The sequence below is a fragment of the Oligoflexus tunisiensis genome, assembly GCF_001748245.1.
Classification (GTDB): Bacteria; Bdellovibrionota_B; Oligoflexia; order Oligoflexales; family Oligoflexaceae; genus Oligoflexus; species Oligoflexus tunisiensis.
On the sequence record NZ_BDFO01000001.1, the window covers coordinates 3,027,583 to 3,052,997 of the forward strand.

The window sequence follows — 25,415 nt, forward strand, 5'->3', positions numbered from 1 at the left end:
AATATTCGTCCGAAACTTTTGTTCAAGCCAGATCACTGGCCTCAAACTAGGGAGTGTTTTCATGAAGGCACATCGGCATAAAGCCTGGATGAGTCTTTCGCTTGTGCTTCTGGGTCTCGGTTTCCAAGGAACGGCTGTCGGCATGATTCCGGAGCTCCAGGAGCGAACTTTGGATCTATCGAAGGAGAAGGTGCTCTATGTCGTTGGCTATGCTCATCTTGATACGCAGTGGCAATGGACTTATAAGGATACGATCGATGAATATCTGCGCAATACGTTGGAGCAGAATTTCCAGCGTTTTGAGAAGTATCCCGACTATCGCTTCAACTTCACCGGGGCAGCCCGGTATCAGATGTTCAAGGAATACTATCCTGGCGCTTACGAACGCTTGAAAGACTATGTGAAACAGGGGCGGTGGTTTGTCGTCGGTTCGAATGTCGATGAAAACGATGTCAATCTCCCTTCATCAGAATCCATATTTCGCCATATTCTCTATAGCAATCAGTTCTACAAAAAGGAATTCGGCACCGAGAGCGTCGACTACATGCTCCCCGATAGCTTTGGTTTTCCGGCATCTTTGCCCTCGGTCCTGGCTCATGCCGGGCTTCGAGGGTTTTCGACGCAAAAGTTGACCTGGGGATCCGCGGTCGGGATTCCCTTCAATCTGGGCATGTGGGAAGGTCCTGACGGCCGCTCCATCGTCGCGGCTCTGAACCCCGGAGAGTATGTTGGGGGAATCCATGAGGACTTGAATAAAAGTCCCTCGTGGCTGCAAAGGGTCGAGGAAAATGGACAGAAGTACGGAGTCTTTGCCGACTATCACTACTACGGTGTCGGAGATCAAGGAGGCGCCCCGCGCGAGAGTGATATCCTTCACCTGATTCAGAGTATGGGACAGGATGGACCGCTGCGGATTGTCGCGAACTCAGCGGATCAGATCTTCAAGGACATTACCCCCCAGCAGCAAAGCCGCCTCCCGCGCTACAAGGGAGATCTGCTCCTCACCGAACACTCCGCGGGAACCTTAACGTCCAAGGCCTATATGAAGCGATGGAATCGTAAAAACGAGCTTCTGGCCGACAGCGCGGAGAAAGCCTCCGTAACAGCCGCGTGGTTGGGTTCTGCTCAATATCCACTGGAGAAGATCAATCGATCCTGGAACAAGGTCCTTTCCAGTCAAATGCATGATATGGTGACCGGGACCAGCATTCCTCAGGCCTATGATTATGCCTACAACAATGAAGTTGTCGCCCTGAACGGTTTCGCGTCCGTTCTTGGGAATGCGATCGGAGCGATATCCCGAAGTCTCGACACCAGTGCGGACGGTAGAGCCCTCGTGGTGTATAATCCCCTCTCCATAGCCCGCCATGATCCTGTCAAAGCGCGTTTTAACTATGATCCCGCTCAGGAGAAAGCCCCAGCGGCCATTCGGGTGTTCGACCGGGATGGACGCGAGGTACCCTCACAGATCCTGAATCGGACTCCAGGTCTGATCGAGTTCGTGTTCCTGGCAGAAGTCCCCGCGGTCGGTGCCGCGGTTTATGATGTTCGGCCCGCGACCAAGGCCTTTTCCGACCCGGAATCAGGCCTGCGCATCACGGAAAAGTTCCTCGAAAGCGATGAATATCGAATTCAGCTGAACGAGGCGGGGGATATCGCGAGCGTCTTTGACAAGGCCCATCAAAGGGAAATGCTGGCCAGCCCGGCTCGACTCGAATTCCTTTATGAAAAGCCGAGCGCCTACCCGGCCTGGAATATGGATTGGAAAGACCGACAGAAGCCACCTTATGCCTATGTCGATGGACCTGCTGAGGTGAGGATCGTGGAGAAAGGCCCTGTCCGCGTCTCTCTTGAAATCAAGCGGCGAGCTCAGAACTCGATCTTCAGCCAGCGCATTCAACTCGTTCGTGGTTCGCGGCGGGTTGAAATTGAATCTTCCATTGACTGGTTGACCCGCAATTCATCCTTGAAGGCGTCCTTTCCGCTCACCGTGAGTCAGGCCAAGGCCACCTATAACATGGGTTTGGGAACCATTCAGCGCGGGAGCAACGATCCTAAAAAGTATGAGGTCCCCTCGCATCAATGGTTCGATCTCACGGATACGGATGGCAGTTATGGAGTGTCCATCCTCGAAGATAGCAAGTATGGTTCGGACAAGCCTTCTGATAACACGCTCCGTCTGACTCTGCTCTATACTCCCAACACAGAACTGGGGGGACACCCCTGGAATGCGACCCAGGATTGGGGACATCATGAATTCACCTATGCCCTCTACGGACATGCTGGCGATTGGCGAGAGGGACAATCGATGTGGCAAGGTGCTGCCCTCAATCAGCCTCTCCTGGCCTTCGAAACCGGGAAGCATGATGGTGCGCTCGGCAAGGCCTTTTCTTTCGCGTCGCTCAATACAGCTCAGGTCGCGATTCGAGCAATCAAACGAGCCGAGGACTCCGGGAATATTTTCATCGTGAGATTGCAGGAGCTCGCCGGGCTCGATCATGATGGTGTGGAGCTGACCTTTCCAGCTTCCATTGTCGAGGCCTACGAGGTCAATGGGCAGGAGCAAAAGATCGGGGAAGTATCATACTCCGGCCATAGCCTCCAGCTCCGCATCGGCAGGTTCAGCCCACGCAGCTTTGCTGTGAGGCTGTCCGATCCTTCTTCATCAGAGACCCTGCCGCAGTCGATGCCTGTTCCGCTGGTGTTCGATCAGGATGTGGCCAGCCCTGCCGACCAAAAAACCGATGGGTCCATGTCGGACGCAGGAGCCAGCTATCCTGCGGAGCTTTTCCCGAAGACACTCGTCAGCGAGGATATCCTGTTCCAACTCGGACCCACCGGTTCGGGACAGGCCAATGCTGTGACAGCAAGGGGACAGACGATTCAACTGCCTCCGGGAGATTATGATCGACTTTATGTGCTGGCTGCTGCCGATGAGGAAACATCCGCAACATTCCGGCTTCAGGGCCGGCCGGTGATTCAATCCATTCAAAAGTGGTTTGGTTTTCTGGGAACCTTCGACCGACGAACATGGATTGATCAGGCGCGCGTCAAGGATATCCAGCCTGGTTTTATCAAAAAGGATCCTATCGCCTGGTTTGCGACGCACAGGCATCTGGCAGATGGCCGGGATGACAGTTGGATCTTCAGTTATCTGTTCAAGTATGGCTTCAAGCTGCCCCGGGACACCAGGGAGTTCACCCTTCCTGACAATCCGAAGATCAAGATTTTCGCTGTAACCTTGGCCAAAAATCCCAATGATGCGACCCGGGCCGCTCAACCTCTCTATGATGAATTCAAAGGGCGCAATGTCCTGCAGCCGTATTCCTATCAACCGCTTTTTGGGCCTCCGTTGGCTCAGGCCAGCGTGGATAGGAAGGAATCATTTGATCAGCTGAAAATGGGCCCGCCAAGGAACAATGACTTTGCCGATGCACGCAGTGGCAATGGAGTCACCGTGCAGTATGCAGGGCCTCGCCCTCATGAAAAGTCCGGAGCCCAGGGCCAGCTCCTTCCGCGGCTGCATGATGGGGATTTTGCGCGTTCGAGCGATGATACCGACCGCTGTGTTTGGTACGATGGGGTCCAGGGACGCATGATCCTGGATCTGAAAAAGCCGGTCGCGATTGCCCGCATCAATACCTATTCCTATCACCGATCCGATCGTGCCCCCCAACGTTTTGCCCTCTTTGGTTCGACGAAGGAGCGCCCGGACTTTTCGAAAGTGACACCTGCGGAATGGAGTCTGATCGCGGAAGTCAACAGCAGTCCTCTGGGTGATGGAGGGATTCACGGTTCATCGGTTGCCGGTTCCGAAGGCTCTCTAGGATCCTACCGCTATCTGATGTGGGTCGCGGCGAATGTGGGACAGGGTACGTTCTTTACCGAGTTCGACGTGGATGCCATCGCAAACTGAGTTCAGCGAAAGGGGTTGGCTGGAAGCGGCAAGGAATCTGCATAGGCGGCCAGGCCTCAGCACTGTGTTGAGGTCCTGGCACCCATGAATGGAACTCTCTGCTGTGAAAAACTTCATCCGAATTCTGTCGTTCTGCACGTTTGCAACGGCCATGGCCCCTTCCTGTTCGTCCAAAAGCCCGAAGCCGCAGGAAGCAACTGACAAGCGGCCCAACACTGATCCGTCAATGACCAACCCAAATCAAGGGACCGATGGCCCTACCGAAACAGGGGGCACCAGGAGCCAGCCTGGTGACAAGGCAGGAGGCGGTTCCACGCCTTCCAAGCGAATCCCTACCGTCGCTGGCACCCTGGATCCTGATGCACTCCTGGCTCTGGCTCAGAAGCAGCCCGAGGGCGGCATTGATCGCCTGCTTGCGTCTTTGCCGGCCGGTTATCTTGGGAATTTCGTGCTGGTCCATGCCAGCCGCTCCCAGCAGATGGCGACCGGTACAAGGCCGCGGCAGATCCTTTATGGTTGGGATGCACGCTTTATGTTAGGCGTACCAGGAGACGAACAGGCCAAAACCGTCGAGTTCGCTTCATTCAATGAAGCCACGGGTCTCTATGAATATGGGACTCTGACCTTTGCAGAAGGTGGACCGAAGCTCGACCTTGATGCCACGAAGTGCGAAGGCTGTCACGGGAAGCCGGCACGGCCCATCTGGGGGTCATACCCCAAATGGCCAGGCGTTTATCTCGATCATATCAACCAGATCGCGAGCGAGGACCAGCAGAATTTCAAGGCCTTTGTCGAACAGGGACTGCCCAGTCCTCGTTACAGCTCCTTGAAGATCAAAGCCGCAGCTGATGGCTCCAGCTTTACGGCCGTTAACGAGCGCGCTTATAACTTTCCCAACACCAATTTTCAGAACTCGCTGCAGAATACCGTGTCCTATGGCGCTTTTATTCGGCTTCAATCACATCCGGCCTATGAATCTCTCAAGTGGGCTCTCCTTGCCTATGGCGACTTCATGACCTGCAGGGGTGCCCCAGCAGGACAGGCTATCGATCAGCGCGTCGCCGAATTATATAGTCAAAGGCTGAGCTCCGATTCCGCCTTCAGCGCTCGCTACGGCAATGACACTGGACTGGATGCCAAATACAAACTCTACCGTTTGCTTGGCATTGACCCGGGTAAGGAGTTGAATCTTGAGGAGCCTGGCTCGACAGCCACGACAGGGCCTGGTACACCACGTGGATTCTGGTATGGTGGCGGCGTGACTCTCGATGATCAGATAACTCTCCAGAGCCTGGCGGCCCTGGCGGCCAATGATGCTTTCCTCCAGCAGGCTTTTGCGTCGACACTGCCGCTTGCCACGCAGCTTGTGGGCAAACTACGATTGGCCGGCGATGCGCGTTTTCAAGCCTTGCGCAGCGAGATGGAATACCCCAACTGGTATAATATCCAGAATGTATTCGCACCGGTGACCGCTGGAGGCAACGGTGCCATTTGTCAGTATCTTCAGGGTAAAATCACGACGCCGTAATGAATGATGAGCACCCGAACCAGGTGGAGAGCGTAAGATCATTCTCCGCCTGCACCCAAATCAAAGATGATAAGCCATTGTTTTTACGATAAAAATATGGAAAACTAGCAGCGGCTGCAGGCCTCTTCCGATAAGTCATTTAGAGAAATAGACAAAACGAGAGGATTGCATGCCCAAGCAGCGAATAACCGTAATTATTGGTTTGACTCTGGCCCTGGCGGGCTCCTGCAATTCCAGTCATAAAGTAGGCGAGGGTGTTGGGTTAAGTGGCGAGAAGCCTTATGACGGAAAAGATATCGTGTCTCAGCCCACTACGGTCAGTTCAGAAGGTATAGAGGCTCCGGGCGTGGTCGCGGAACAGTCTGAGCCAGCTCCTGCGGTGGAAGAAGATGATGATGACATCGATAACAAGACCGCGATGGAACCTGTGCCCATCGGTGGAGCCTACCTCACCTGTCTTTATCAGGATGGTCAAAAGCAGGGAAGTGAGAGCTATCGCATGGATTGTGAAGTGGCGCCGTTGCTCGAGGTGACGGTGCCGATAGCCAGTGCCGCGTTTTACAAGATTGATGCCCAGGGCAATCGCAGTCCGCTTGGCATCATTAACCAGGATCTTCTGGCTTTGAAATGGGTTGTGCAGGAAAATTTAGCAACCATGCCCTTATCCCAAGTGCAGGTGGTTTTAAGTGTCCCTGGCTTCCTTTCCGCCACACTCACGACCACTGTCGGTGGCTCGATCAGTCTTGCCCCATCACTGGTCTACTGGCTGGGAGGTGAACCCAACGGCCTCAACCCGGAAGAAGACTGTGTGGAGTTTGTGCCACTCAATGGCAAGATCAATCATCAGAACTTTTCGGGTCTCACCAGCGGCCCTCTGGGTCGCATGAACGATATCGCTTGTACGGCGAACTTCAATTTCCTCTGTCGCAATATCAGTGCCGGCGCCAATGCTCCGAAGTGGGCGGCCAGTGCCAATACCGGGGCTTTCGCCAACGGTGCCACGGCATGCAGCCAGGGCTATGCTTTCAGCGTCCCTTTGAATGACGGGGAGGTGAATGAGGTCATGGCGTTGGTGGACCGCTTGGATATCAAGCTCTGGATTAATCTGAGCGATAGTGCGATCGAGGGTTCATTCCGGGGGAAGTTCCGTTAACAGTCCACCCATCCCTCATGCCAAAGGCAAGGCATAAGGGGCTGGATGGTGAGACACGAGGAAGGAATGGCAGGATTCAGGATGCCGGTTCGAACCTGAATTGATAGCGAATCAAGTGTTCCTCAGGCATGTGGTGCACAGCCATCGTCAGGACTCTCTATAAGGTTGAAGCACAAAGTGCTTCTCAAAGCTTCGTGGACCTGAATTTTGCCAGCCAGGAGAGTTCCCAGATCTTTGAATTCACTCGATCGGATCTGCCTCATCCCCTGCCCGCGCACACCCTTTCTAACGTGCCATACGATGTCTAAAGCCTTGTCAATCCATCAAGTAAAATCATAAGCCAATTTCCTGGCATGGTTCTTGTAATGAACCTATCATTCACAGTGGCATCAACGACAGACATCGACTCGAAGAGGGACCTTCGGCGAATCAATGCGAGGACCTTTTTGTGTTGCGTTCCCTTCAATTCTTGATTGTCCTGCTTATATCCGTCGTGGTCGCTCCTGCTCGTGGAGATGACTCTGCAAAGGTCAGTTCCAGAGCGAATCTCGTGGTTTTGACTTACAATGCCTTTCTTCTTGGGGCCGACGACAACTCCAACGCAAGCCTTAAAGCGCGTCTGAATCACCTTCCTGATGCGTTGTCCAGGACGGCAGCGGACATCATCTTCGTGCAGGAGGTATGGAGCAAGGGCGATAGAAAATCCCTGGTGAAAGCCATGCGGAAACGCGGCTATCTCGCGGCGGACATGGAATCGCGTTCCTGGTGGCCTCCGTACTTCCTTGGTAACGGTCTTCTTATCCTCGTCAGAGACGGCATCAGTATCATCAATGAACCGCAATTTAAATCCTTTGATGAGGTTATCGGCAATGACCGGTTTGCCAACAAAGGTGTTCTCAAAGTTACGGTCAACGTCCCTCGGATCGGTCGCATCGATCTTCTCACCTCGCAGACCAGTTATTTGCCTTTCGACCTGAAACGAAAAGACTTTGATTTCACACGGCAGGCGACCATGCTCGGGCAGATACGCCAGATATCAAGTATGGTCAAAGCTGGATCGAGTCCTTACAAAATCTTCGGAGGAGATATCAATACACATCCGTATGTCTGGGATGCCGGCAGCGGCCAGTTCGATCCGTCCAGGCTCACTCCCGAATACAACGAACTGACTCAAAGCCTTCATATGATGGATAGCTTCGACCTTGCAAAGTCCCATTGCGCCCCGTCATGCTTCACCTGGGACAACGAGCGTAACGAACAGATCAAACGAAGTACGAAGGTCTCAGGTGGGACGGATATCAGCGGCTATGCCCCGAGCAGCAGGATCGACTTCATCCTCGTCGCTGGCGCAGACATCAAGGGTTTGAGAAGTGGTACGGCAATTGAGGAAACTTTTGAGATCGCGGTGGATGGAAAAGTGGAAACGCTGCATCTTTCCGATCACTTTGGTTGGCTGACGGAGTTGTCCTTCCCAGCCATGGACCTGGCGCATGGGAAGTAATGCCTTTTCCATCAAGGCAGTCGGATGCCGTTTCGGTATTGATGATTCCTGTCTTTCGCGATGCAGGATGAATCAGAGTAACGGCACTGCAAAGTCAAAGCCTGAGCATTCGTTCCAACGAGACCCAGACAAGGCGTAGTCTCAAAACTTGCTGGATCAGCGCCTGCCAGTTGAATATCCTGAAAGTAGACCTTGTTCGCATCGCCGAAATATCCATTGTTAAAGTCCTTGAAGGTCGTCGGATCCAAGTCCAATCTCTTGCCCCCGAAATAGATGGATCGGGCGTCCCTTGCATAGTGCAGGGTCACGGTAAATGTTGCCGAATCCACGCCTTCCAGGACCTTGTCGTCAAAAATGATAAGGTCGCGATCCCGGCTGTAGGTACCGAGGGCGTAGGCTTGAAACGTGAGGGGATCGACTCCCGCAATCTTCCGGCTTTCATAGTAAACGGACTTTTGATCCTTGGAATAATTGCCACGGATGATCTGAAATGAGTTCAGATCGACATCAGGCAAGGCCACGCCTTTGAAGAATATATGGCTCGCATCACGTGACCACCCCTGGTCCTGAGGGGTAAACGTGGAAGGGGCGGCGCCGTCGATCCGGTTTTCCATGTACCACACCGATACCTCGTCCTTTCCATACAAATCACCATAAGGCTGGAAATGAGTGGGTTCGGCACCCTCCAGCACAATACCGAATGGCCCTCTCTCACTGTCGAATTCTGGCCCATAAAAGACGTCAGTTTCATTTTTCTTGTAGTTTCTCAGTCCGATGCGTTTCGGGGTAAGTTCTGACAGGATTCTTGCAAAATCCGCGTCGGATAAGATTCGAAGTTCACCCTGGAAGTTTCGAGAGTAAAGGCAGGCGTCGCGGTTCGTTGCATAAAGGATTTCTCCTGGAGCGCCGGGACTCATGACAAGAGCTTCCCGACTGACAAGACTGTCTGTACCAGGACACGATGCATCAAATCTTATGGGTTTTATTGACTTGAACAATTCAATGCGCTTTGCAGTAAGCTGACGACCGCTCATTGGATATGTGAATATCTTCTCTTCACCGCAAACTTCGAGTTTATCAGTCAGAATGAGCTCCACGAGAGAGACGCTATCGTTCCAGATGCCCTGACTGGCTGGAGACACCTTGGTGCAGGCGGAATGGAACGCGAGGAGGATTGCCAATACACTGAACATCGAGCCAATCATGATGTCCTCGCACACTGAATTACCGTTCGGGGTATCGTATATTATCGGAAAATGCTGGAATGTTTATGAATAAAACGGAAAAGTGTCAAGCTTTTTAGGGTGTTAGACATGATCAATAAAGACATTCGCCTTTCCCTAAACGGACACAGGCCATGCGAAAGCCAAAAAGAAAATGGCATTTGTTGGTAAAAATTCAAAAGTGAATTCAGTTCATTCTCTTTCTACCGATCCCTTCCCCCATGGACTTTGCGCGAAGTGGGAGCTTATGTCATTACGTTTAAAAACACTCGTTATTACCAGCATGACTCTGGCCATTCTGCTGGTGGTTTTGACAGTCAGCCTCCGCTTCATCCTTCTTGAAAGCTATCGACAGATTGAAATCTCAGATGCCGGGCAGAATCTCGATCGTGGCATGAATGCTCTGATGGGCTCGCTTGAGAATATGGATCGAACGACCCAGGATTACAGTTATTGGGATGATCTCTATAACTATATGATCACCAAGGATCGTACCTTCGCGGACGTGAACCTTGTGGACTCAACTTACAGCAATACGCGCTGGAATTTTCTCTTCTTGTTTGATGTGAAGGGACACGTCGTTTACAAGGGCGCCTTTGATCTGGAGCAAAAAGAGAACATGGCCGTTCCCTCGGCGTGGGAACATGCGATTCGCTCCCGTCTCCCCCGGCTGAGTCCTCAGAAGCCCGGAACTGCGATCAGCGGACTCCTGCAGGTTCCGGAGGGGGTCATGATGGTGGTGGCCAGGGAAATCCTGCAGAGTAATCTGAATGGACCCACGATGGGGGTGATGGTGACCGGCCGTCTGCTTTCGGAGCCTGAAAATCAACGTCTGGCCGAGCAGACCCGCTTGAACCTTCAATGGCAGGCGGTGCAGAGCCGGAACGCTAACAGCCGTTTTCACGAAGTTACCAAAAACCTGAAAGCGAATCACGCGCGCGTGATCCAGCCCATCAATGACACGAATCTGATTGCGGTTGAGCTGATTCATGATCTCGATGGACAGCCCGTCCTTTACATGATCCTGGATCTGCCGCGCACGATCTATATGCAGGGCCAGAAAAGTCTCTATTATCTCATCACCGCTGTTGTAATCTGCGCCAGTGTTTTCTCGGCGATGATTCTTTGGCTTCTGGAACGCTTTGTCCTTTCCCGGATGACGCGTCTGTCCGCCGAGGTGGTGGCCCTGGGCGAAGGCCAGGATTTGAGCCGCAGGATTACTGCCAATGGCAACGATGAAATCGGCCAGCTGTCGGATTCCATCAACCGAATGCTGAAGACCCACGAAGATTTGCATGTGCTGCTCGATGCGGAAAAAGGCAAATCCGAGCGCCTTCTGCACAATGTTCTGCCTGATGCGATTGCCAACAAATTGAAGGAACAGTCGGGAGTCATCGCGGAAAGTTACGCGGAAGTTACGATCCTTTTCGCGGATATCGTCGATTTCACCCGAATGTCCACTCAGGTGAGCCCGGAAAATCTGGTCAACATGCTCAACGAGGTTTTCTCGGCCTTTGATAAATTGGCTGAAAAGCATGGCCTGGAGAAGATCAAAACCATTGGCGATGCTTATATGGTGGTGGGCGGACTGCCCGAGAAGCGCAGTGATCATGCCGAAGCCGTGGCTCGCATGGCCCTCGATATGCTGCATACCCTGCAGGAAATCAGCAGGTCGCGCGGTCAGCGGCTTCAGGTGCGCATCGGCATCAATACCGGCCCGGTTGTGGCCGGCGTGATCGGCACGAAAAAGTTTCTTTATGACCTTTGGGGTGATACGGTCAACACCGCAAGCCGCATGGAATCGTCGGGTGTGCCTGACAAAATTCAGGTTACGGAATCCACCTATCAGCGTCTGCAGGGCAGCTTCCAGTTTCAGCCCTTGGGTGAACGGGATATCAAAGGCAAGGGGCGCATTCCGGTGTTTATCCTCCTCGAGGAGAAAAGCCGGAAGGATGCGGCCTGAGCTGTCGGACCACGTGCTGATCCGACAGCCGAAACTCTTAAAGCGTCTTCAAATACTCGATCAAGGCTTTCAGTTTTTTGGGATGTTTGCCAAAATCAATGCCACCGTTGAATTTCTTGATATCAGCGTGGCCCTGATTCGAATAGCCCAGGGATGAGGTGTCATAGAGCTTGCCGTCCTGATTCCAGACAAAACCCATTTTGTCTTCGTCATACTTCAGGTTGCCCGTCCTGAAGGAAGACGGACGCGTTGAAGGCACCAGAAGATGGGCCATGGTTGGAACGGAGCCGTTGTGCAGGTATGGAGCGCGAGCCCAAATGCCAGTCAGAGGCAAAGAGAGATATCCAGGCTTGTCCTGACGGGGAACGATGATATCCTCATCCGGAGCCTCGCAGTCCGGATTGGCCAGATCACTGCAGGACGCTTTCAGATTCTTGACCAGAAGGAGACGTGCGTCTGGAGTTAAACCCATGGCACGTCCAGGCTCGGTACCGACCTCGTCGACGCCCATGAAGGTTTCTCTTTCATGACAGCCCGCGCAGGCTTTCAGATAGATGCCGAAACCCTGGATGGCTTGTTTCAGATCCACTTTGAAAGGGTAAACCGGCGCCGGCAAATCAGCCACAAATGGAGTTGTGAGCACCGCATTTTGAAAGTTCACAACACGCGGGTCACCGGCAACGCCGAGTTCGGCACCCAAATTTCGAATAAGGTTATTGCGGATGTTGCCATCCCACTGAGCCGAAACCCGATCCGCCTGACGCCAGACGCTCATGATGTCCGCAATGGAGGGATTGACGGCAAAGTACTTCTGCACCGTGGCGGTGGGATCCGCCTGGAATTCCTGCATGGGCAGGAAAGCGAGAGTGGCAAAGCCAAAGGCCTCGACGCGACCCGGGCTGTTTTTCAGAAGGCTCATGTCGCCGTGATAGCTGTAGGCACCCAAAGTCTGCTGCACGAAAGCACCGCGTTGCAGAAGCGTGGACTTGAACTGGGAGACGATCGCTTGCCCCACCGTCGGCCCGCCTGCTGGACCGCTCATGAAAATGGCTTTATCCATGCGCTCATCCGCAATACGGTCAGGACCATAAAGCATCCCATCCGCTTTGCTCAACAGCGCATCACGGAACTTTTCATAAAGATAATCCGGATGACTCACAGAGGCCGTGAGCAGAGTCCGATAGCCGTTGATATCAAATTGTGTTGACGGCGCGCCGACCAGAATGTCTATCTTTCCATCGGCGCCGATCACCCGACCTGTGTGACAGGCGGCGCAGGTAAACTGGACTGTTGAAGGAGACGGCGCGGTGCCTGGAGCTTTGGTGAGACTCATCCCATAGTAGAATGGATCCGTCGGCTTGCTCTTAAAAAGACCGGTAAACGACGCGACCGAGGCATCCGACCACAAACCGGGAAGCACATCGGGCAGCAGACGCAAAATTACAGCCGGCGTTCCATTAAAACCCACCGGCGCTTTGGTAAAGGAATCCAGTGCCTCCTGATTTGTCCTGAGGTAGGCGTCCAGATGTTTTTGCCGTTCGGATTGAATCGCGGACCAGATTTTTTCTTTCAATGGACCGATGGGTATTTTTACGAGATTGGTCTCAGCGGACTCGTCCATGGGCTCGCTCGGGGAATGATCCTCAGCGGACGGGCTGTTGTTCTGCCTGTGGTGCAATTCCGTGCCGGTCCCGCAGGCCTGGGCGATGATGGCAAGCAAAGTGGTCGCAATGAAAGCGCGTTTTATCATGCTTTGAGCCTCTTCAACAGTTTATTGATGTGTGGCATATACAAAAAAACGTATCGGACAAATTCCATGACCTTGGCAGGAATTCCGCTTTTAAATTGAAAAGCAGCATGTTGCAGGTCTTATTACGGAAAACCAAACACGGAGAAAAAAAATGAGTCATCCCAGGTGATAGGAGGCGGGGAAGGGGGTAGGGGCCAGTCGGGAGGACAGAAGCCCTCCCGATCGAAAGGTTCACTGGAGCGGCAGAGTCACTTCATCAGCCTTGGAAAAGTTCCCCTGGGTCGCTGTAAAAGCCAGACGAGCCACAAGACGCGCGGTGTTCTCACCGTCCGCAAGGTAACCCGTCTCCAGGGGAGCAGCCAGAATTTTCGCCCCAGGCCAGCGCTTCCGGGCCAAGGCCATAAGAGCTTTTTCGGCTTCATCTGCAGCGACCGTGATGCCTGCATCGCGTGTCCGATCCGCAGTGGCTACAGACTTGATCCGGGTGTCCTCAATTTCTCTGACCTCACCCGCTGCGTCGACGGAAACGAAGAGCTTTCCATCCGAGCCCAGCATGGAGTATCCATTCACAACGTCCTGTTCGAAAGCCACCATCCGATTGATGACCGTCGGCTGAGGATGGACCGAGTCAGCAGCTTTCTGTTGCCGCACATAGGCGACTTTGAGGTTTCCGTCTGTTCCCTGCAAACGGAGCTGATTGAGGCTCGCCTGAGCGATGCGAATGGCATCATCATCCGTGATCAGAACGGACCGTGGACGCGGATCGCCAAAGTCACGATCAGGCTTGACGTAACGCCAGCCTCTGGTCGTCACCAGAACATTTTCCCCGTCAAGAGGCGAAGCCTGTCGATCGCTGGCGAACGACGATGTCTTGCGTGCCGCGCGACGCGGGAGAGCAGGAAAAGCAAGGGCGGCATCGTCCGCTGTGGCTCGCGTAAATCGGATGCGACGTGGCACATCGGCCCGACGTAAGGAAGCATCAGGGCCGGCGCGGAAGGCCACGGGATCATACCAGGTCCAGGCATTGTATCCATAACTGCTGGCATCGTAGCTGAAAACAGTCTCATCCAGTTTCCCATTGGCGTCGTTCAGATCACGACCGAAGCACATGACGACGGGTTGCTGCCGCGTGGATACAGCCCAGCTCGCATTGAGAAAGGCATTCGCGTTCGTAACACCTGCCTGGTTCCATTTCTCCCAAAAGAGTTTGCCGTAATCAGCACTATCAAGAGAGACCGTCCCATAGCTGAAAATGCAGCGTGTCCCAACAAGACCTTTGTCCCAGGTCTGCTGCAGGTCCTCAGCTGAATGGGCCGGATGTTCGGGAAGATATTGGCCATTGCCAAGCATCAGGCCATAGCAGGTCGAAAGGAAGAGATAGCGGTTTTTGGCGTCGCCGAGCGACATGTTGGAGTTATTAAAGGAACAGCCCTGCGCCTGGGAGAGTGATCCGTAATAGATGCCGCCGGAGCTGTCACCATGCGTGGCCAGGTAGGTGAGCATGCTGGAGTCAGCGCCGGCAAAGCCTGTTGCGGTGTCCCCACTGCTGGTATAATCCGCTGTTGTCCAATCCTGCTGCCAGACATTGTCATCGGCAAAGAAGTAATTGGCTGTCAAGTCACCCGGTCGATGGTCCAGGAACCCTGCGGCATCCGCCACGGTGTTTGGCAGATGATTCGCGCATGTTCCGAAGTTTTGAACGGCATTCACACCGATTTCTGCAGCGTTGGCGATTGAAAGTTGACTCAGGAAGGCAGCGCCAAGAGACGAGACTCGAAGGAGCCGAATCATTAACTTTTGCATATTTTCCTCGTCAGGTTGATAGGACTTCTGTTGATTCGACGACCCGGATCAAAAATTGCTGCAGAAAAATTATTTGTGTAAAGGTTGGCTGGTTGACAGCAGCCTGAAGCGTGGGACGCGTCGGGTCGAAGGGGAAGGCCTGTGAAATCAGTTGTGGATATTTGCCTAATAAAATGGATAATATGGTAATCCAACACATATAAAATTTGAGTCAGCAATATTCGTCCACCTCTCAACAGATGGAAAATATGAGTTCCACCATACTTCGTTTTCAGGAAATCGATAAAACAAAGCATGCCACGGTCGGGGGCAAAGGCGCGAACCTGGGAGAGCTTGCCAGGATTGAAGGAATCAACGTACCGGACGGCGTTTGCCTTTCCACTGAAGCTTTTAAAAAAGTTATTGGGGAAACGCCGTCAATCAATGAATGGCTGGATCAGTTGTCGCTTCTGACGATGGAAGACCTAGTGAAAATCCGTGAGCTGAGTGCCAGGATTCGCAAGGGCATCGAAGGGATAGCCATTCCTCGGGACTTGATTGAGGAACTTACACGCTACCTCTCCAGACTTGGTGAAAAAAATGCGTATGCGGTCCGATCCAGCGCCACTGCAGAGGATTTGCCGACGGCATCCTTTGCAGGACAGCAGGATACCTATCTGAACATTATTGGAATGGATGCCATCCTCAAGCATATCAGCAAGTGCTGGGCTTCCCTCTTTACCGAGAGAGCCGTCATTTACCGCCTTCGAAATGGTTTCGACCACCGTAAAGTTCACCTGTCCGTGGTTGTCCAGAAGATGGTCTTCCCACAGGTGGCGGGAATCCTGTTTACGGCTGATCCTGTCACCTCCAATAGGAAAATCGTATCCATTGATGCCAGCTTCGGACTTGGTGAGGCCATGGTCTCCGGCCTGGTGAGTGCCGATAACTATAAAGTGCGCGGCGGCGAGATTATCCATAAGACGATCTCCACTAAGAAACTGGCTATTTATCCCTTAAAAGATGGCGGGACGAAAGAACAGGGGATTGAGCCTGAAAGGCAGACTAAGCAGGCACTGACGGATGAGCAAATACTCCAGCTTGAGGGATTAGGCAGAACGATCGAAGAACATTTCGGTCATCCTCAAGACATCGAATGGTGTTTGGCTGATGAGACGTTTTATATAGTCCAGAGTCGGCCCATCACGACCTTATACCCGATTCCTGAAGCGAATGATCAGGAAAATCATGTCTATGTATCTGTCGGTCATCAACAGATGATGACTGATCCCATGAAACCCTTGGGTTTGTCTTTTTTCCTTCTGGTCACCCCTGCGCCCATGCGTATAGCGGGTGGCAGGTTGTTTGTTGATATCAGGCAGCAACTGTCTTCGTCTGTCGGCAGGAACATGTTAGTCAATGTTCTGGGAAAATCCGATCCGCTCATGAAAGGTATATTTACGACTATAATTGAGCGGGACTTTGTAAAATTGTTGCCAGATGATAACAAAGGAGTGAGCCCTGGCAACCCCAACCAAGGTCAGCCACCGGCAGGCTTCCAGGCTCAAATTGAATACGATCCGACGATCGTTCCTGATTTGATTAAAAACTGCCAAACTTCGATCGAACAGTTAAAACAAGGCATCCAAACGAAATCAGGGGCGGATTTATTTGATTTTATTCAAGAGGATATTCAGCAACTCAAGAAGTTTTTGTATGACCCATTGGGCCGCCGTGTGTTCATGACGGCTATGGATGCTTCATCATGGATCAATGAGAAAATGAGCGAGTGGTTGGGTGAAAAAAACGTAGCCGATACGCTTTCTCAATCTGTTCCGAACAATATCACTTCGGAAATGGGCCTGGATCTATTGAATGTCGCCGATGTGATTCGTCCTTATCCCGAAGTCATTGATTACCTGCAGCATGTTAAAGAGGATAACTTCCTGGATGAGCTGGTCAGGTTTGAAGGTGGAAAGGAAATTCAGCGGGCCATCTGTGATTATCTCAGCAAATACGGAATGCGATGTAGCGGAGAGATCGATATTACCAAAACGCGTTGGAGTGAAAAACCGACCACACTTATCCCCATGATACTTGGCAATATCAAGGCTTTCGGTCCAAATGCCAGTCATCAAAAATTTGAGCAAGGGCTCCAGGAGGCTTTGAAAAAAGAACAGGAGATACTGGATCGATTGAAGCAACTGCCGGACGGAGAACAAAAGGCCAACGAAACAAAACGAGTGATCGGCCTCATCCGGAACTTCATCGGTTACCGTGAATATCCAAAATACGGCATGATCAGTCGTTACCTTGTTTATAAACAGGCTTTACTTAAAGAAGCCGAACGACTGGTACAGGCCAACCTTATTCATGAAAAAGAGGATATTTACTATCTCACGTTTGAAGAACTGCGGGAAGTCGTACGCACCCGCAAACTGGATTATGGGGTCATCAACAGACGAAAAGACGAGTACAAACTATTTGAAAAGCTAACACCCCCACGGGTTATCACGTCTGATGGCGAAATACTCACAGGTGAGTACAAGCGGGAAAATCTCCCAGCTGGCGCTATTGTCGGGCTGGCTGTTTCTTCCGGAGTTATAGAGGGACGAGCCCGGGTCATCTTAAACATGGAAGTTGCCAATCTCGATGATGGAGATATCCTGGTCACCTCTTTCACGGACCCTGGCTGGACACCATTATTTGTATCGATTAAAGGCCTGGTCACCGAAGTGGGTGGACTGATGACCCATGGAGCCGTTATCGCGCGTGAGTATGGCTTGCCAGCCGTTGTCGGAGTGGAGAATGCCACCAAGCTGATCAAAGACGGGCAGAGAATCCGGGTGAATGGAACGGATGGATATATCGAGATACTCTAAAAACATCGCGACTCGAGCGATAAGGCCAGAGCCGGCATGAACCGCCGACGCTCTGGCGTCCATAAGCCTGCAACGCATTTTGTTACGGGAAACGGATCACGACCTTTCCCATATGCGAGCCACTCGCCAGATGCCGATAGGCATCCTTGGTCTCTTCGAACGAAAAAACCCTGTCGATGACGGGCTGTATGCCATTCACGGATATGGCGCTGTTCATGGCTTCAAACATTTCCCTGGAGCCGACATAAATGCCCCGCACCGTGGCATTCTTTCCGAGTATGGGAAGAGGATTGATGTCACCCCCGGTGAGCACACCGATCAGGTAAACAAAGCCACCGATGCGAACGGCATTCAATGAACGCTGCAGCGTGCCAGGCCCTCCGACCTCGACGACATGGTCCACCCCGCGTCCGTCGGTCAATTTCAGGATTTCCTTGTCCCATTCGGGATGAGTTTTATAATTGACAGTGCCTGACGCCCCCAGCTGTTTCGCACGCTCCAGCTTTTCATCACTCGATGAGGTGATGAGCACACGAGCCCCTGCGGCCCGGGCGAGCTGAAGCGCAAACATGGAGACACCACCGGTTCCAAGCGTCAACACGGTTTCACCAGCACGCAGAGGCCTTTGGGTAAAAAGCGCGTTCCAGACTGTGACAGCCGCGCAAGGAAGCGTGGCTCCCTCCTCAAACGAGAGATTGGCCGGCAGGTGCACCAGACCGTTTTCATCGAAGACCCTGTACTCGGTAAGAACGCCATCGATGGCACCACCGAGCGCTGTCGCGAAATCGGCCGGTTGAGCCTCGCCACGCGGCCAGGCCTGAAAAAACGTGCTGGCCACTCGATCGCCCGTCTTCCACCGGGTGACGCCAGGACCAAGGTCGACGACTTCTCCCGCTCCGTCGGAAAGGGGAATGAGATTCTCAGGCGATACCCCCATCCCATAGCGTCCCATCGCAATTGCATGGTCGCGGTAATTAAGCGAAGCTGCCCGGAGTCGCACCAGGACCTGACGCTCCGCTGGTTTTGGTATGCCCTGTTCCATGAGGGTCAGATCGTCCAAATTTCCCGTTTTCGGGAAGCGAAAGAGTCGCATGAATGCTCCCATGTTGATGTTCACCATTTCCGCTGAATTTCCTGCGGTAGTATAGAGCAAGCAGGCCTGGGGACAAGTGCCATGAAATATGTAGAGACTGCGGCGGAGATGCTCAACGCAGGGGCAGCCGGTGCTTTTGAGCGGGTGATCTTGCTACAATAAACCTGATGCCCCGAGAGAACCACGAGAAGGAAGCAGAATGAGCAAGCGCTCCAAGGCAGACCGGAAAGCCCCCTCGAAGCCAAAGCCAGTGGATTTTAATTTAACGTCCCATGGCGTCCTGATCAGGATTTCAAGCAATCCTGACAGAATAGACTTTTTCGATCAGAAATTGGCAAGTTACGAAAAACAGCTCCGCAGCATGGATGCTGACTATGCTTATGAAGTGGCCCTGGGCAAAATTCAGATCGTGCTGAATGAGGTGTCGCTTGGAGCGCGGCCGCCGATTTCCTGCAAAGCGGGCTGCGGCGCCTGCTGTCATCAGAAAGTGGATCTGGGAACGCTTGAAGGGGATAAGATCAGGCAGCATCTTGCCGAAAACAGGATTGAAGTCGATACCGGTCGACTCGAGAAACAGGCCTCTGCCATGAAGAACGGCTCGTTTCAGAAGCTTTCCTATGAAGAACGACGTTGTATTTTCCTGGGAGATGATCAGAATTGCAGGATCTATAGCGCGCGACCTTTGATGTGTCGGCGGCATTTTGTTCAGAATGATCCCGCCATCTGCCGGACTGAAGATGTTTCCAAACTGGTGATGGATGTGAATCCCGATACCGATGCTTATCTTTCAGCCTATGTGACGAAAAATCCGACATCGAGTCTGCCCGAGTTTGTACAGGAAAACTGCTCCGCCTTGATCACATGCAAGGGATCGTAAAGTTCATTCGTGAAAATACCGTAAAAGATGATCCCGGAAGAATAGGCGAGCTGGATCCTTGTCAGATCCGGTTTGCTCCTTAATCCAAATCGAACTTTTCAATTGCGCCTGCCGACCCCGGATGACGAAGAGGCGCCCGGCCTCGACGTGGGGGCGGGCTATTGACGAAGCCACAATTCCAATACCAACACCTTTCAGTATCAATTGGACGACGAGCTCGGAATGAGCCGCGTGCATAACGACGTTAAAGTCACGAATCCTCTTGCCAAAGTGATGCTGAGTCCACGCTGCGATGAGCTGGCTCTTCCGATAGTAATCAATAAAGGGGGCCTTGCGCAGCTCGCTGGTTTCGAGCGAGCGCCGCGGGGGTTTCTGAGCGGACACGAGCCAGAGTTCTTCGGCCAGGATTTCCGTTTGCTCAAGTCCCAACGAGCGTTCCGAACGAAAAAGATTAATCGCAAAATCCAGACGCTTTTCATGCACCAGCCTGTCCAATTCCGAAGGCGCCGCAAAGGTGATATCGATCTGAATCTGAGGATTTTCCCGATGCATCCAGGCTAAAAAGGCCGCGAGATCCGTGTTCGAATATCCATAGAAGACACCCAGGCGAATCACACCCTTGATCGCGTGGCGACTGCCGCGCACGCGGCTGAGGGCTTCACTCAAACCGGTTTGATAGTGTTCCAGTCCCTCGTAAAGTTTCTGGCCCTGGGGTGATAGATGAAAACTCTTCCCCACGCGATCAAACAGTCGCGCTTCAAGGCTGTCTTCCAAATTCTTAATGCTCTGACTGACAGCGGAGGGTGTGAGCCGCAGTTGAGCAGCGGCTTTTGAAATGCCTCCCAGACGGGCGACCACCATGAAAACAGCCAGTTTATTCAGATCCATATCGTTAAGTTTCATTACACATTACTTTCAATCCATTTAATTTTATTAAGGAGCAATCCTTTAATACTCTGGGCAATAACTTTGGGCTAGACAATAATCAATGGAGATGGACCATGACTGTAGCGGCAAGCAATTTGGGTTTTCCAAGAATCGGACTGGCAAGAGAACTCAAGAAAGCCCTTGAGGGGTATTGGGCTGGACGATCGACGGCTGAGGATCTTCAGAAAGACGCCCTGAGCCTGCGTAAAAGGCACTGGTTGATCATGAAAGAGGCGGGCATCCATTTTATCCCCAGCAATGACTTCTCGCTCTATGACCATATCCTGGATGCGGCCGAACTGTTTGGGGTCATTCCCAAGCGTTACCAGGAAATCACAGACCCTCTGAGCCGATATTTTGCGATGGCCCGGGGGCTCCAGGACGCTGCAGTCGGGATCGATCTGCAGGCTCTGGAAATGACCAAATGGTTTGATACCAACTATCACTACATCGTCCCCGAACTGGAACGCCAGCAGACATTCACGCTGAGTCCCGAAAAGATTCTGCGCGAGATTGAAGAGGCTCGGGCGCTCGGTCTGGAGGTTCGCCCAGTGATTCCTGGTCCTGTTACTTTTCTCAAGCTTTCCAAATGGGCTGGCAGCCAGGAGACGGGTGACTCCACCTTGAAACTTCTGACGGCCTTGCTTCCTTGCTATCGTCAGCTCCTTGGCCTGCTGGAACAGCAAGGGGTTTCGTGGATACAATTGGACGAGCCCTGCCTCACCCTGGATCTGGATGAGCTGGAACGGGCAGCCTATCGTCAGGCCTTTGCTTTCCTGAGCGGGGATCAGGCACGGCCCCGGATCGTCCTGACAACGTATTTCGGTGGTCTTGGCGATAACCTTGCCCTTGCCTTGGAATCAGGCTTTGAAGCCTTGCATCTTGATCTGGTGCGTGCTCCTGAGCAGCTCGATTCCGTTCTGAAAGAAATAGGCTCCAAGATGATCCTTTCACTCGGTGTTGTCGACGGCCGCAATATCTGGCGAACGGATTTGGATCGGGCTCATCGACTGATCAGGCGGGCTGTCACTCAGCTCGGCACGGATCGGGTGATCATCGCGCCCTCCTGTGCGCTGCTCCATAGCCCCGTGGATTTAAGCCGTGAAACAAGCCTGGATCCCATCATCCGCAGCTGGCTGGCTTTCTCAACACAGAAACTTCACGAGATCAAGGCGCTGGCTGATGCGGCCACGGAGAACTTTCCCCAGAATGAATTCTTTGTCGAAGCCCGACATGCCGTGGCCACCCGGGCCCGATCACCCCTGACCTGTAGGCCCGAAGTGCAGACGCGACTCAGGGAACTGACACCGGCCATGCTGCAGCGCGAGCCTTTTGTGGTGAGGAATCGACAGCAGAAACAGCGCCTGGGCCTGCCTCTCTTGCCGACGACCACGATCGGTTCATTTCCGCAGACAGGAGATGTACGCGGCGCACGGGCTGCCTGGCGGGCGGGACGCATGAGTGAGGCGGATTACCAGGAGTTCCTTGAGAAGGAAACGCAGAACTGCGTCGCACGGCAGGAACAACTGGGGCTCGATGTTTTGGTGCATGGAGAGTTCGAGCGCAATGATATGGTCGAATACTTCGGTGAACAGATGGAAGGCTTTGCCTTTACGGAGAATGGCTGGGTGCAGAGTTATGGTTCGCGTTGCGTTAAACCACCGGTTCTTTATGGTGATGTCCGGCGCACGGGCCCTATGACCGTCGCATGGTCCCGTTATGCTCAATCCCTGACAACCCGGCCCATGAAGGGGATGTTGACGGGACCCGTCACCATACTGCAATGGTCCTTTGTGCGGGACGATCAGCCGCGCAGCGCGACGTGCATGCAATTGGCTCTGGCCTTGCGCGATGAACTTGTCGACCTGGAAGCGGCTGGCATTCCCATTATTCAGGTGGATGAACCGGCCGTCCGCGAGGGGCTGCCCCTCAGACGCGGAGAAAGGAGCGCTTATCTGCAGTGGGCCGTCGATGCCTTTCGTCTGGCCACCAGCGGCGTTCGCTGTGAAACGCAAATTCACACGCATATGTGCTATGCGCAGTTCGGTGATATTCTGGAAGCCATTGCAGCCATGGATGCTGACGTCATCTCCATCGAAACTTCGCGCTCGCACATGGAACTCCTGCAGGATTTTGGTCATTTCCAATATCCCAATGAAGTGGGACCCGGAGTTTATGACATTCATTCTCCCCGTGTCCCGACGCAGGAGGAGATGGAGGAACTGCTCCAGCGCGCGGCGGAGGTGCTGCCGGTCGCCAGGTTGTGGGTCAACCCAGACTGTGGTCTTAAGACCCGCGGCTGGCCGGAAGTGGAAGCGGCGCTCGCGAGGATGGTTGCGGCTGCGAAACGGACTCGGGAGCGTCTGACTGAGACAAGCGGATACAGACGGCAGGACGATTCATCACAGCCTCTATCACAAAATGCTTCGACTTGAACGATGTCTCGATTTATAGGATCGCAAGCAGCTGCCGGCAGGACCTGCGGATAAAATCCTGCCGGTCATGTATCTTGTTCCATTGACCATCAATGAAAAGGCGCGACATTCCATGGACCATAGCCCAGGCGAGGTTCGCCATGTGGGTCGTGTCTTCTTCCGTGGAGTTGGGTGGAAGGCAGGTGGCCACCGCCTGTTTGAGAAAGCCAAAGGATTTCGAGGACAGCTGTTTGATTTCTCTGAAACGCTCGTCCTGAAAGAACTTGGGATCAAACATCAGCCGATAGTGGGACGAGTTATCCAGGGCAAAGTTAATATAGGCAACGCCGAGCTCCAAAACGTGTTCTTTTGAAGACAGGCTTCTATTCGCTGTCACCAGTTCCAGAGCGTCCACAAATTTCCGATAACCCTCCTCCGCGACCACGGCCAGAAGATGCTCCACACTTTCAAAGTGCCGATAGGGTGCCGTGCGTGATACCTCCAGACGCCGCGCCAGTTCACGAAAGCCAATCAAAGCGCCTTCGTCATTGCGGAGCATTTCCAGGGTCTCAGCAATCAGGGCCTCCCTGAGATCACCATGATGATATTTTTTGGTCATTTCCTCGCGATCCGCTCCCGATGTTGACGGTGACAACATTCGTATAGTATGCAGAAGGAAGAAGAGTCAATACAGGAGTCGTGCGCATGACGATCGGAACGTTGTTACGTCGGGCAAGCCTTGAAAATCATTATGATACTATCGTGATAGGATCCGGGATCGGGGGACTGACGACCGCAGTCTGTCTGGCCAAGGCTGGGCAAAAGGTCCTGGTGCTGGAACGTCATTACACAGCCGGTGGGTTTACTCATACCTATGAACGCAAGGGTTATGAGTGGGACGTGGGTGTTCATTATATTGGCGACGTCCATCGCGAGGGGTCCACCCTGCGTCGTGTGTTTGATTACATCAGTGATCAACGCATCCAGTGGGCTGAGATGGAAGAGGTCTATGATCGCATCTATATTGGTTCGGAATCCTTTGACTATGTGAAGGGCGAGGACGCCTTTCGGGAACGGATGATCCAGAGGTTTCCTGAGGAAAGAAACGCGATCATTGAATATTTGAAGTTGGTCAAACAAGCCAACCGAAGCTCGTCCTCGTATTTCATGGAACACGCTCTTCCCTCCTGGTTGGCAAAAATTCTTCATAAAAAACTCACCGCTAACTTTCTGCATTATGCATCGCAAACCACGGAGGAGGTTCTTCTTGGGCTGACCAAAAACCGCAAGTTGATTGCGGTGCTGACAGGGCAGTGGGGCGACTACGGTCTGCCTCCCAGCCAGTCGAGTTTTGTCATCCATGCCATGGTTGCGAAACATTATCTCAATGGTGCCGCCTATCCCGTGGGTGGTTCGGCTGTGATCGCGCAGGAATTGGATGCCGTGCTGCGTAATCATGGGGCACAGTTGATCACAAGCGCCGAAGTGGAGTCCATTGTCACACAGGGAAATAAAGCGACGGGCGTAAAATTAGTGGATGGGCGCATTATTCATGCGAAGAACGTCGTCAGCGGGGCTGGCGTCATCAATACCTTTCAAAAGCTCTTACCCGACACATGTTCCGTCAAAGGCGAATATCTGAAGAATCTCCAGTACGTAAGCCCTTCTTTTGCCCATATGTGTCTTTATATCGGGCTCAAGGTCAACCCTCGCGAGCTCGGTATTCCCACGACCAACCTTTGGATTTACCCCAACGAACATCATGATGCGAATCTGGCCCAATTCATGCCCGAACCTGGCTTGGAGTTCCCGGTCGTCTATATCTCCTTTCCTTCCAGCAAAGATCCCGCTTGGGAGACGAAGCATCCGGGGAAAGGCACCATCGAGATGGTGGTCCCGGCACCCTATCAATGGTTCGAGAAGTGGAAGGACACGAAATGGCAAAAACGCGGTTCTGAATACAAGCAACTGAAGCAGGATATCACGGACCGCCTGCTCTCCATCCTTTTGGAAAAATTCCCTCAGCTGAAAGACAAAATCCATTACACCGAACTTTCGAGTCCACTTTCCACGGCTCATTTCAGCAACTATCAGAAGGGCGAGATCTACGGCATCAATCACGACCCCCAGCGCTTTAAGGAGCGCTGGCTGAGAACCGACACACCCGTTCGGAATTTGTACCTGACAGGGCAGGACATCGTGACCTGTGGAGTCGGCGGGGCTTTAAGCGCGGGCGTCCTGACGGCCATCCGTGTGCTCGGGCCGTTTCGCGCCCGGCATCTGATCAATTTGATGAAGCCGTATAAGCCCAAAGCACAATCGGTGGCATCAGCCTAGGTTATGGCGGGTTAAGTTTTTCTGGAGTTATCAAGAAAATCCCTGAAATGCCGATAGGTCAGGAAAAAT

At 52.9% G+C, this 25,415-nt stretch carries 15 protein-coding genes; 9 read left to right on the forward strand and 6 right to left on the reverse strand.

Annotation, left to right across the window (positions count from 1 at the left end):
- Nucleotides 1-61 precede the first annotated feature (61 nt).
- The 4 genes from OLTU_RS12935 to OLTU_RS12950 all read left to right on the forward strand — a co-directional run bounded on the left by OLTU_RS12935 (nt 62) and on the right by OLTU_RS12950 (nt 8,098).
- Nucleotides 62-3,916: an alpha-mannosidase gene (locus OLTU_RS12935; protein WP_176736572.1), complete on the forward strand. Its 3,855-nt coding sequence runs from the start codon at nt 62-64 to the stop codon at nt 3,914-3,916.
- 226 nt (nt 3,917-4,142) lie between these two features.
- Nucleotides 4,143-5,444, forward strand: coding sequence for a hypothetical protein (locus tag OLTU_RS12940; protein ID WP_141733181.1), 1,302 nt, complete (start codon nt 4,143-4,145; stop codon nt 5,442-5,444).
- A 169-nt stretch (nt 5,445-5,613) separates the two neighbouring features.
- Nucleotides 5,614-6,597: a C-type lectin-like domain-containing protein gene (locus tag OLTU_RS12945; protein WP_141733182.1), complete on the forward strand. Its 984-nt coding sequence runs from the start codon at nt 5,614-5,616 to the stop codon at nt 6,595-6,597.
- 550 nt (nt 6,598-7,147) lie between these two features.
- Nucleotides 7,148-8,098: an endonuclease/exonuclease/phosphatase family protein gene (locus tag OLTU_RS12950; RefSeq protein WP_218110009.1), complete on the forward strand. Its 951-nt coding sequence runs from the start codon at nt 7,148-7,150 to the stop codon at nt 8,096-8,098.
- A gap of 11 nt (nt 8,099-8,109) precedes the next feature.
- Here OLTU_RS12950 and OLTU_RS12955 read toward each other — a convergent pair whose 3' ends face one another.
- A complete protein-coding gene (locus OLTU_RS12955) occupies nt 8,110-9,291 on the reverse strand; it encodes a DKNYY domain-containing protein (RefSeq protein WP_176736574.1) in 1,182 nt (393 codons plus the stop codon).
- Between the two features lie 277 nt (nt 9,292-9,568).
- On the opposite strand from OLTU_RS12955, the gene OLTU_RS12960 reads away from it, so the two are divergent.
- Nucleotides 9,569-11,284, forward strand: coding sequence for an adenylate/guanylate cyclase domain-containing protein (locus tag OLTU_RS12960; protein ID WP_176736575.1), 1,716 nt, complete (start codon nt 9,569-9,571; stop codon nt 11,282-11,284).
- A gap of 37 nt (nt 11,285-11,321) precedes the next feature.
- On the opposite strand, the gene OLTU_RS12965 is transcribed toward OLTU_RS12960, so the two are convergent.
- Nucleotides 11,322-13,034, reverse strand: coding sequence for a c-type cytochrome (locus tag OLTU_RS12965; protein ID WP_141733186.1), 1,713 nt, complete (start codon nt 13,032-13,034; stop codon nt 11,322-11,324).
- Nucleotides 13,035-13,265: 231 nt separating this feature from the next.
- Nucleotides 13,266-14,837: a DUF6345 domain-containing protein gene (locus tag OLTU_RS12970; protein ID WP_141733187.1), complete on the reverse strand. Its 1,572-nt coding sequence runs from the start codon at nt 14,835-14,837 to the stop codon at nt 13,266-13,268.
- A 248-nt stretch (nt 14,838-15,085) separates the two neighbouring features.
- Between OLTU_RS12970 and ppsA the strand changes: the two genes are divergently transcribed.
- A complete protein-coding gene (gene ppsA, locus OLTU_RS12975; RefSeq protein WP_141733188.1) occupies nt 15,086-17,698 on the forward strand; it encodes a phosphoenolpyruvate synthase in 2,613 nt (870 codons plus the stop codon).
- Nucleotides 17,699-17,780: 82 nt separating this feature from the next.
- Here ppsA and OLTU_RS12980 read toward each other — a convergent pair whose 3' ends face one another.
- Complete coding sequence (locus OLTU_RS12980; protein WP_141733189.1) at nt 17,781-18,791, reverse strand: zinc-dependent alcohol dehydrogenase family protein; 1,011 nt, start codon at nt 18,789-18,791, stop codon at nt 17,781-17,783.
- Nucleotides 18,792-18,990: 199 nt separating this feature from the next.
- Here OLTU_RS12980 and OLTU_RS12985 point away from each other — a divergent pair, with 199 nt between their 5' ends.
- Entirely contained in the window at nt 18,991-19,668 is a 678-nt protein-coding gene (locus tag OLTU_RS12985; RefSeq protein WP_141733190.1) for a YkgJ family cysteine cluster protein, read from the forward strand.
- Between the two features lie 3 nt (nt 19,669-19,671).
- Here OLTU_RS12985 and OLTU_RS12990 read toward each other — a convergent pair whose 3' ends face one another.
- Nucleotides 19,672-20,571 (reverse strand): LysR family transcriptional regulator, encoded by a 900-nt coding sequence (locus OLTU_RS12990; RefSeq protein ID WP_141733191.1) that lies wholly within the window; start codon nt 20,569-20,571, stop codon nt 19,672-19,674.
- Nucleotides 20,572-20,669: 98 nt separating this feature from the next.
- Between OLTU_RS12990 and metE the strand changes: the two genes are divergently transcribed.
- The gene (gene metE / locus OLTU_RS12995) at nt 20,670-23,030 is read left to right on the forward strand and encodes a 5-methyltetrahydropteroyltriglutamate--homocysteine S-methyltransferase (RefSeq protein ID WP_141733192.1); all 2,361 of its coding nucleotides are present in this window, start codon (nt 20,670-20,672) and stop codon (nt 23,028-23,030) included.
- Between the two features lie 13 nt (nt 23,031-23,043).
- On the opposite strand, the gene OLTU_RS13000 is transcribed toward metE, so the two are convergent.
- Nucleotides 23,044-23,628, reverse strand: coding sequence for a TetR/AcrR family transcriptional regulator (locus OLTU_RS13000; protein ID WP_176736577.1), 585 nt, complete (start codon nt 23,626-23,628; stop codon nt 23,044-23,046).
- Nucleotides 23,629-23,714: 86 nt separating this feature from the next.
- Between OLTU_RS13000 and OLTU_RS13005 the strand changes: the two genes are divergently transcribed.
- Nucleotides 23,715-25,346 carry a phytoene desaturase family protein gene (locus tag OLTU_RS13005; RefSeq protein ID WP_141733194.1) on the forward strand — a complete coding sequence of 544 codons (1,632 nt, stop codon included), beginning with the start codon at nt 23,715-23,717 and terminating at the stop codon, nt 25,344-25,346.
- The last annotated feature ends 69 nt before the right edge of the window (nt 25,347-25,415 follow it).

Bases quoted from the DNA above. Each gene is read 5' to 3' on its own strand.
- OLTU_RS12935 (WP_176736572.1), top strand. From the start codon at position 62: ATGAAGGCACATCGGCATAAAGCCTGGATGAGTCTTTCGCTTGTGCTT.
- OLTU_RS12940 (WP_141733181.1), top strand. From the start codon at position 4,143: ATGACCAACCCAAATCAAGGGACCGATGGCCCTACCGAAACAGGGGGC.
- OLTU_RS12945 (WP_141733182.1), top strand. From the start codon at position 5,614: ATGCCCAAGCAGCGAATAACCGTAATTATTGGTTTGACTCTGGCCCTG.
- OLTU_RS12955 (WP_176736574.1), bottom strand. From the start codon at position 9,291: ATGTTCAGTGTATTGGCAATCCTCCTCGCGTTCCATTCCGCCTGCACC.
- OLTU_RS12960 (WP_176736575.1), top strand. From the start codon at position 9,569: ATGTCATTACGTTTAAAAACACTCGTTATTACCAGCATGACTCTGGCC.
- OLTU_RS12965 (WP_141733186.1), bottom strand. From the start codon at position 13,034: ATGATAAAACGCGCTTTCATTGCGACCACTTTGCTTGCCATCATCGCC.
- OLTU_RS12970 (WP_141733187.1), bottom strand. From the start codon at position 14,837: ATGCAAAAGTTAATGATTCGGCTCCTTCGAGTCTCGTCTCTTGGCGCT.
- ppsA (WP_141733188.1), top strand. From the start codon at position 15,086: ATGAGTTCCACCATACTTCGTTTTCAGGAAATCGATAAAACAAAGCAT.
- OLTU_RS12980 (WP_141733189.1), bottom strand. From the start codon at position 18,791: ATGCGACTCTTTCGCTTCCCGAAAACGGGAAATTTGGACGATCTGACC.
- OLTU_RS12985 (WP_141733190.1), top strand. From the start codon at position 18,991: ATGAGCAAGCGCTCCAAGGCAGACCGGAAAGCCCCCTCGAAGCCAAAG.
- OLTU_RS12990 (WP_141733191.1), bottom strand. From the start codon at position 20,571: ATGAAACTTAACGATATGGATCTGAATAAACTGGCTGTTTTCATGGTG.
- metE (WP_141733192.1), top strand. From the start codon at position 20,670: ATGACTGTAGCGGCAAGCAATTTGGGTTTTCCAAGAATCGGACTGGCA.
- OLTU_RS13000 (WP_176736577.1), bottom strand. From the start codon at position 23,628: ATGACCAAAAAATATCATCATGGTGATCTCAGGGAGGCCCTGATTGCT.
- OLTU_RS13005 (WP_141733194.1), top strand. From the start codon at position 23,715: ATGACGATCGGAACGTTGTTACGTCGGGCAAGCCTTGAAAATCATTAT.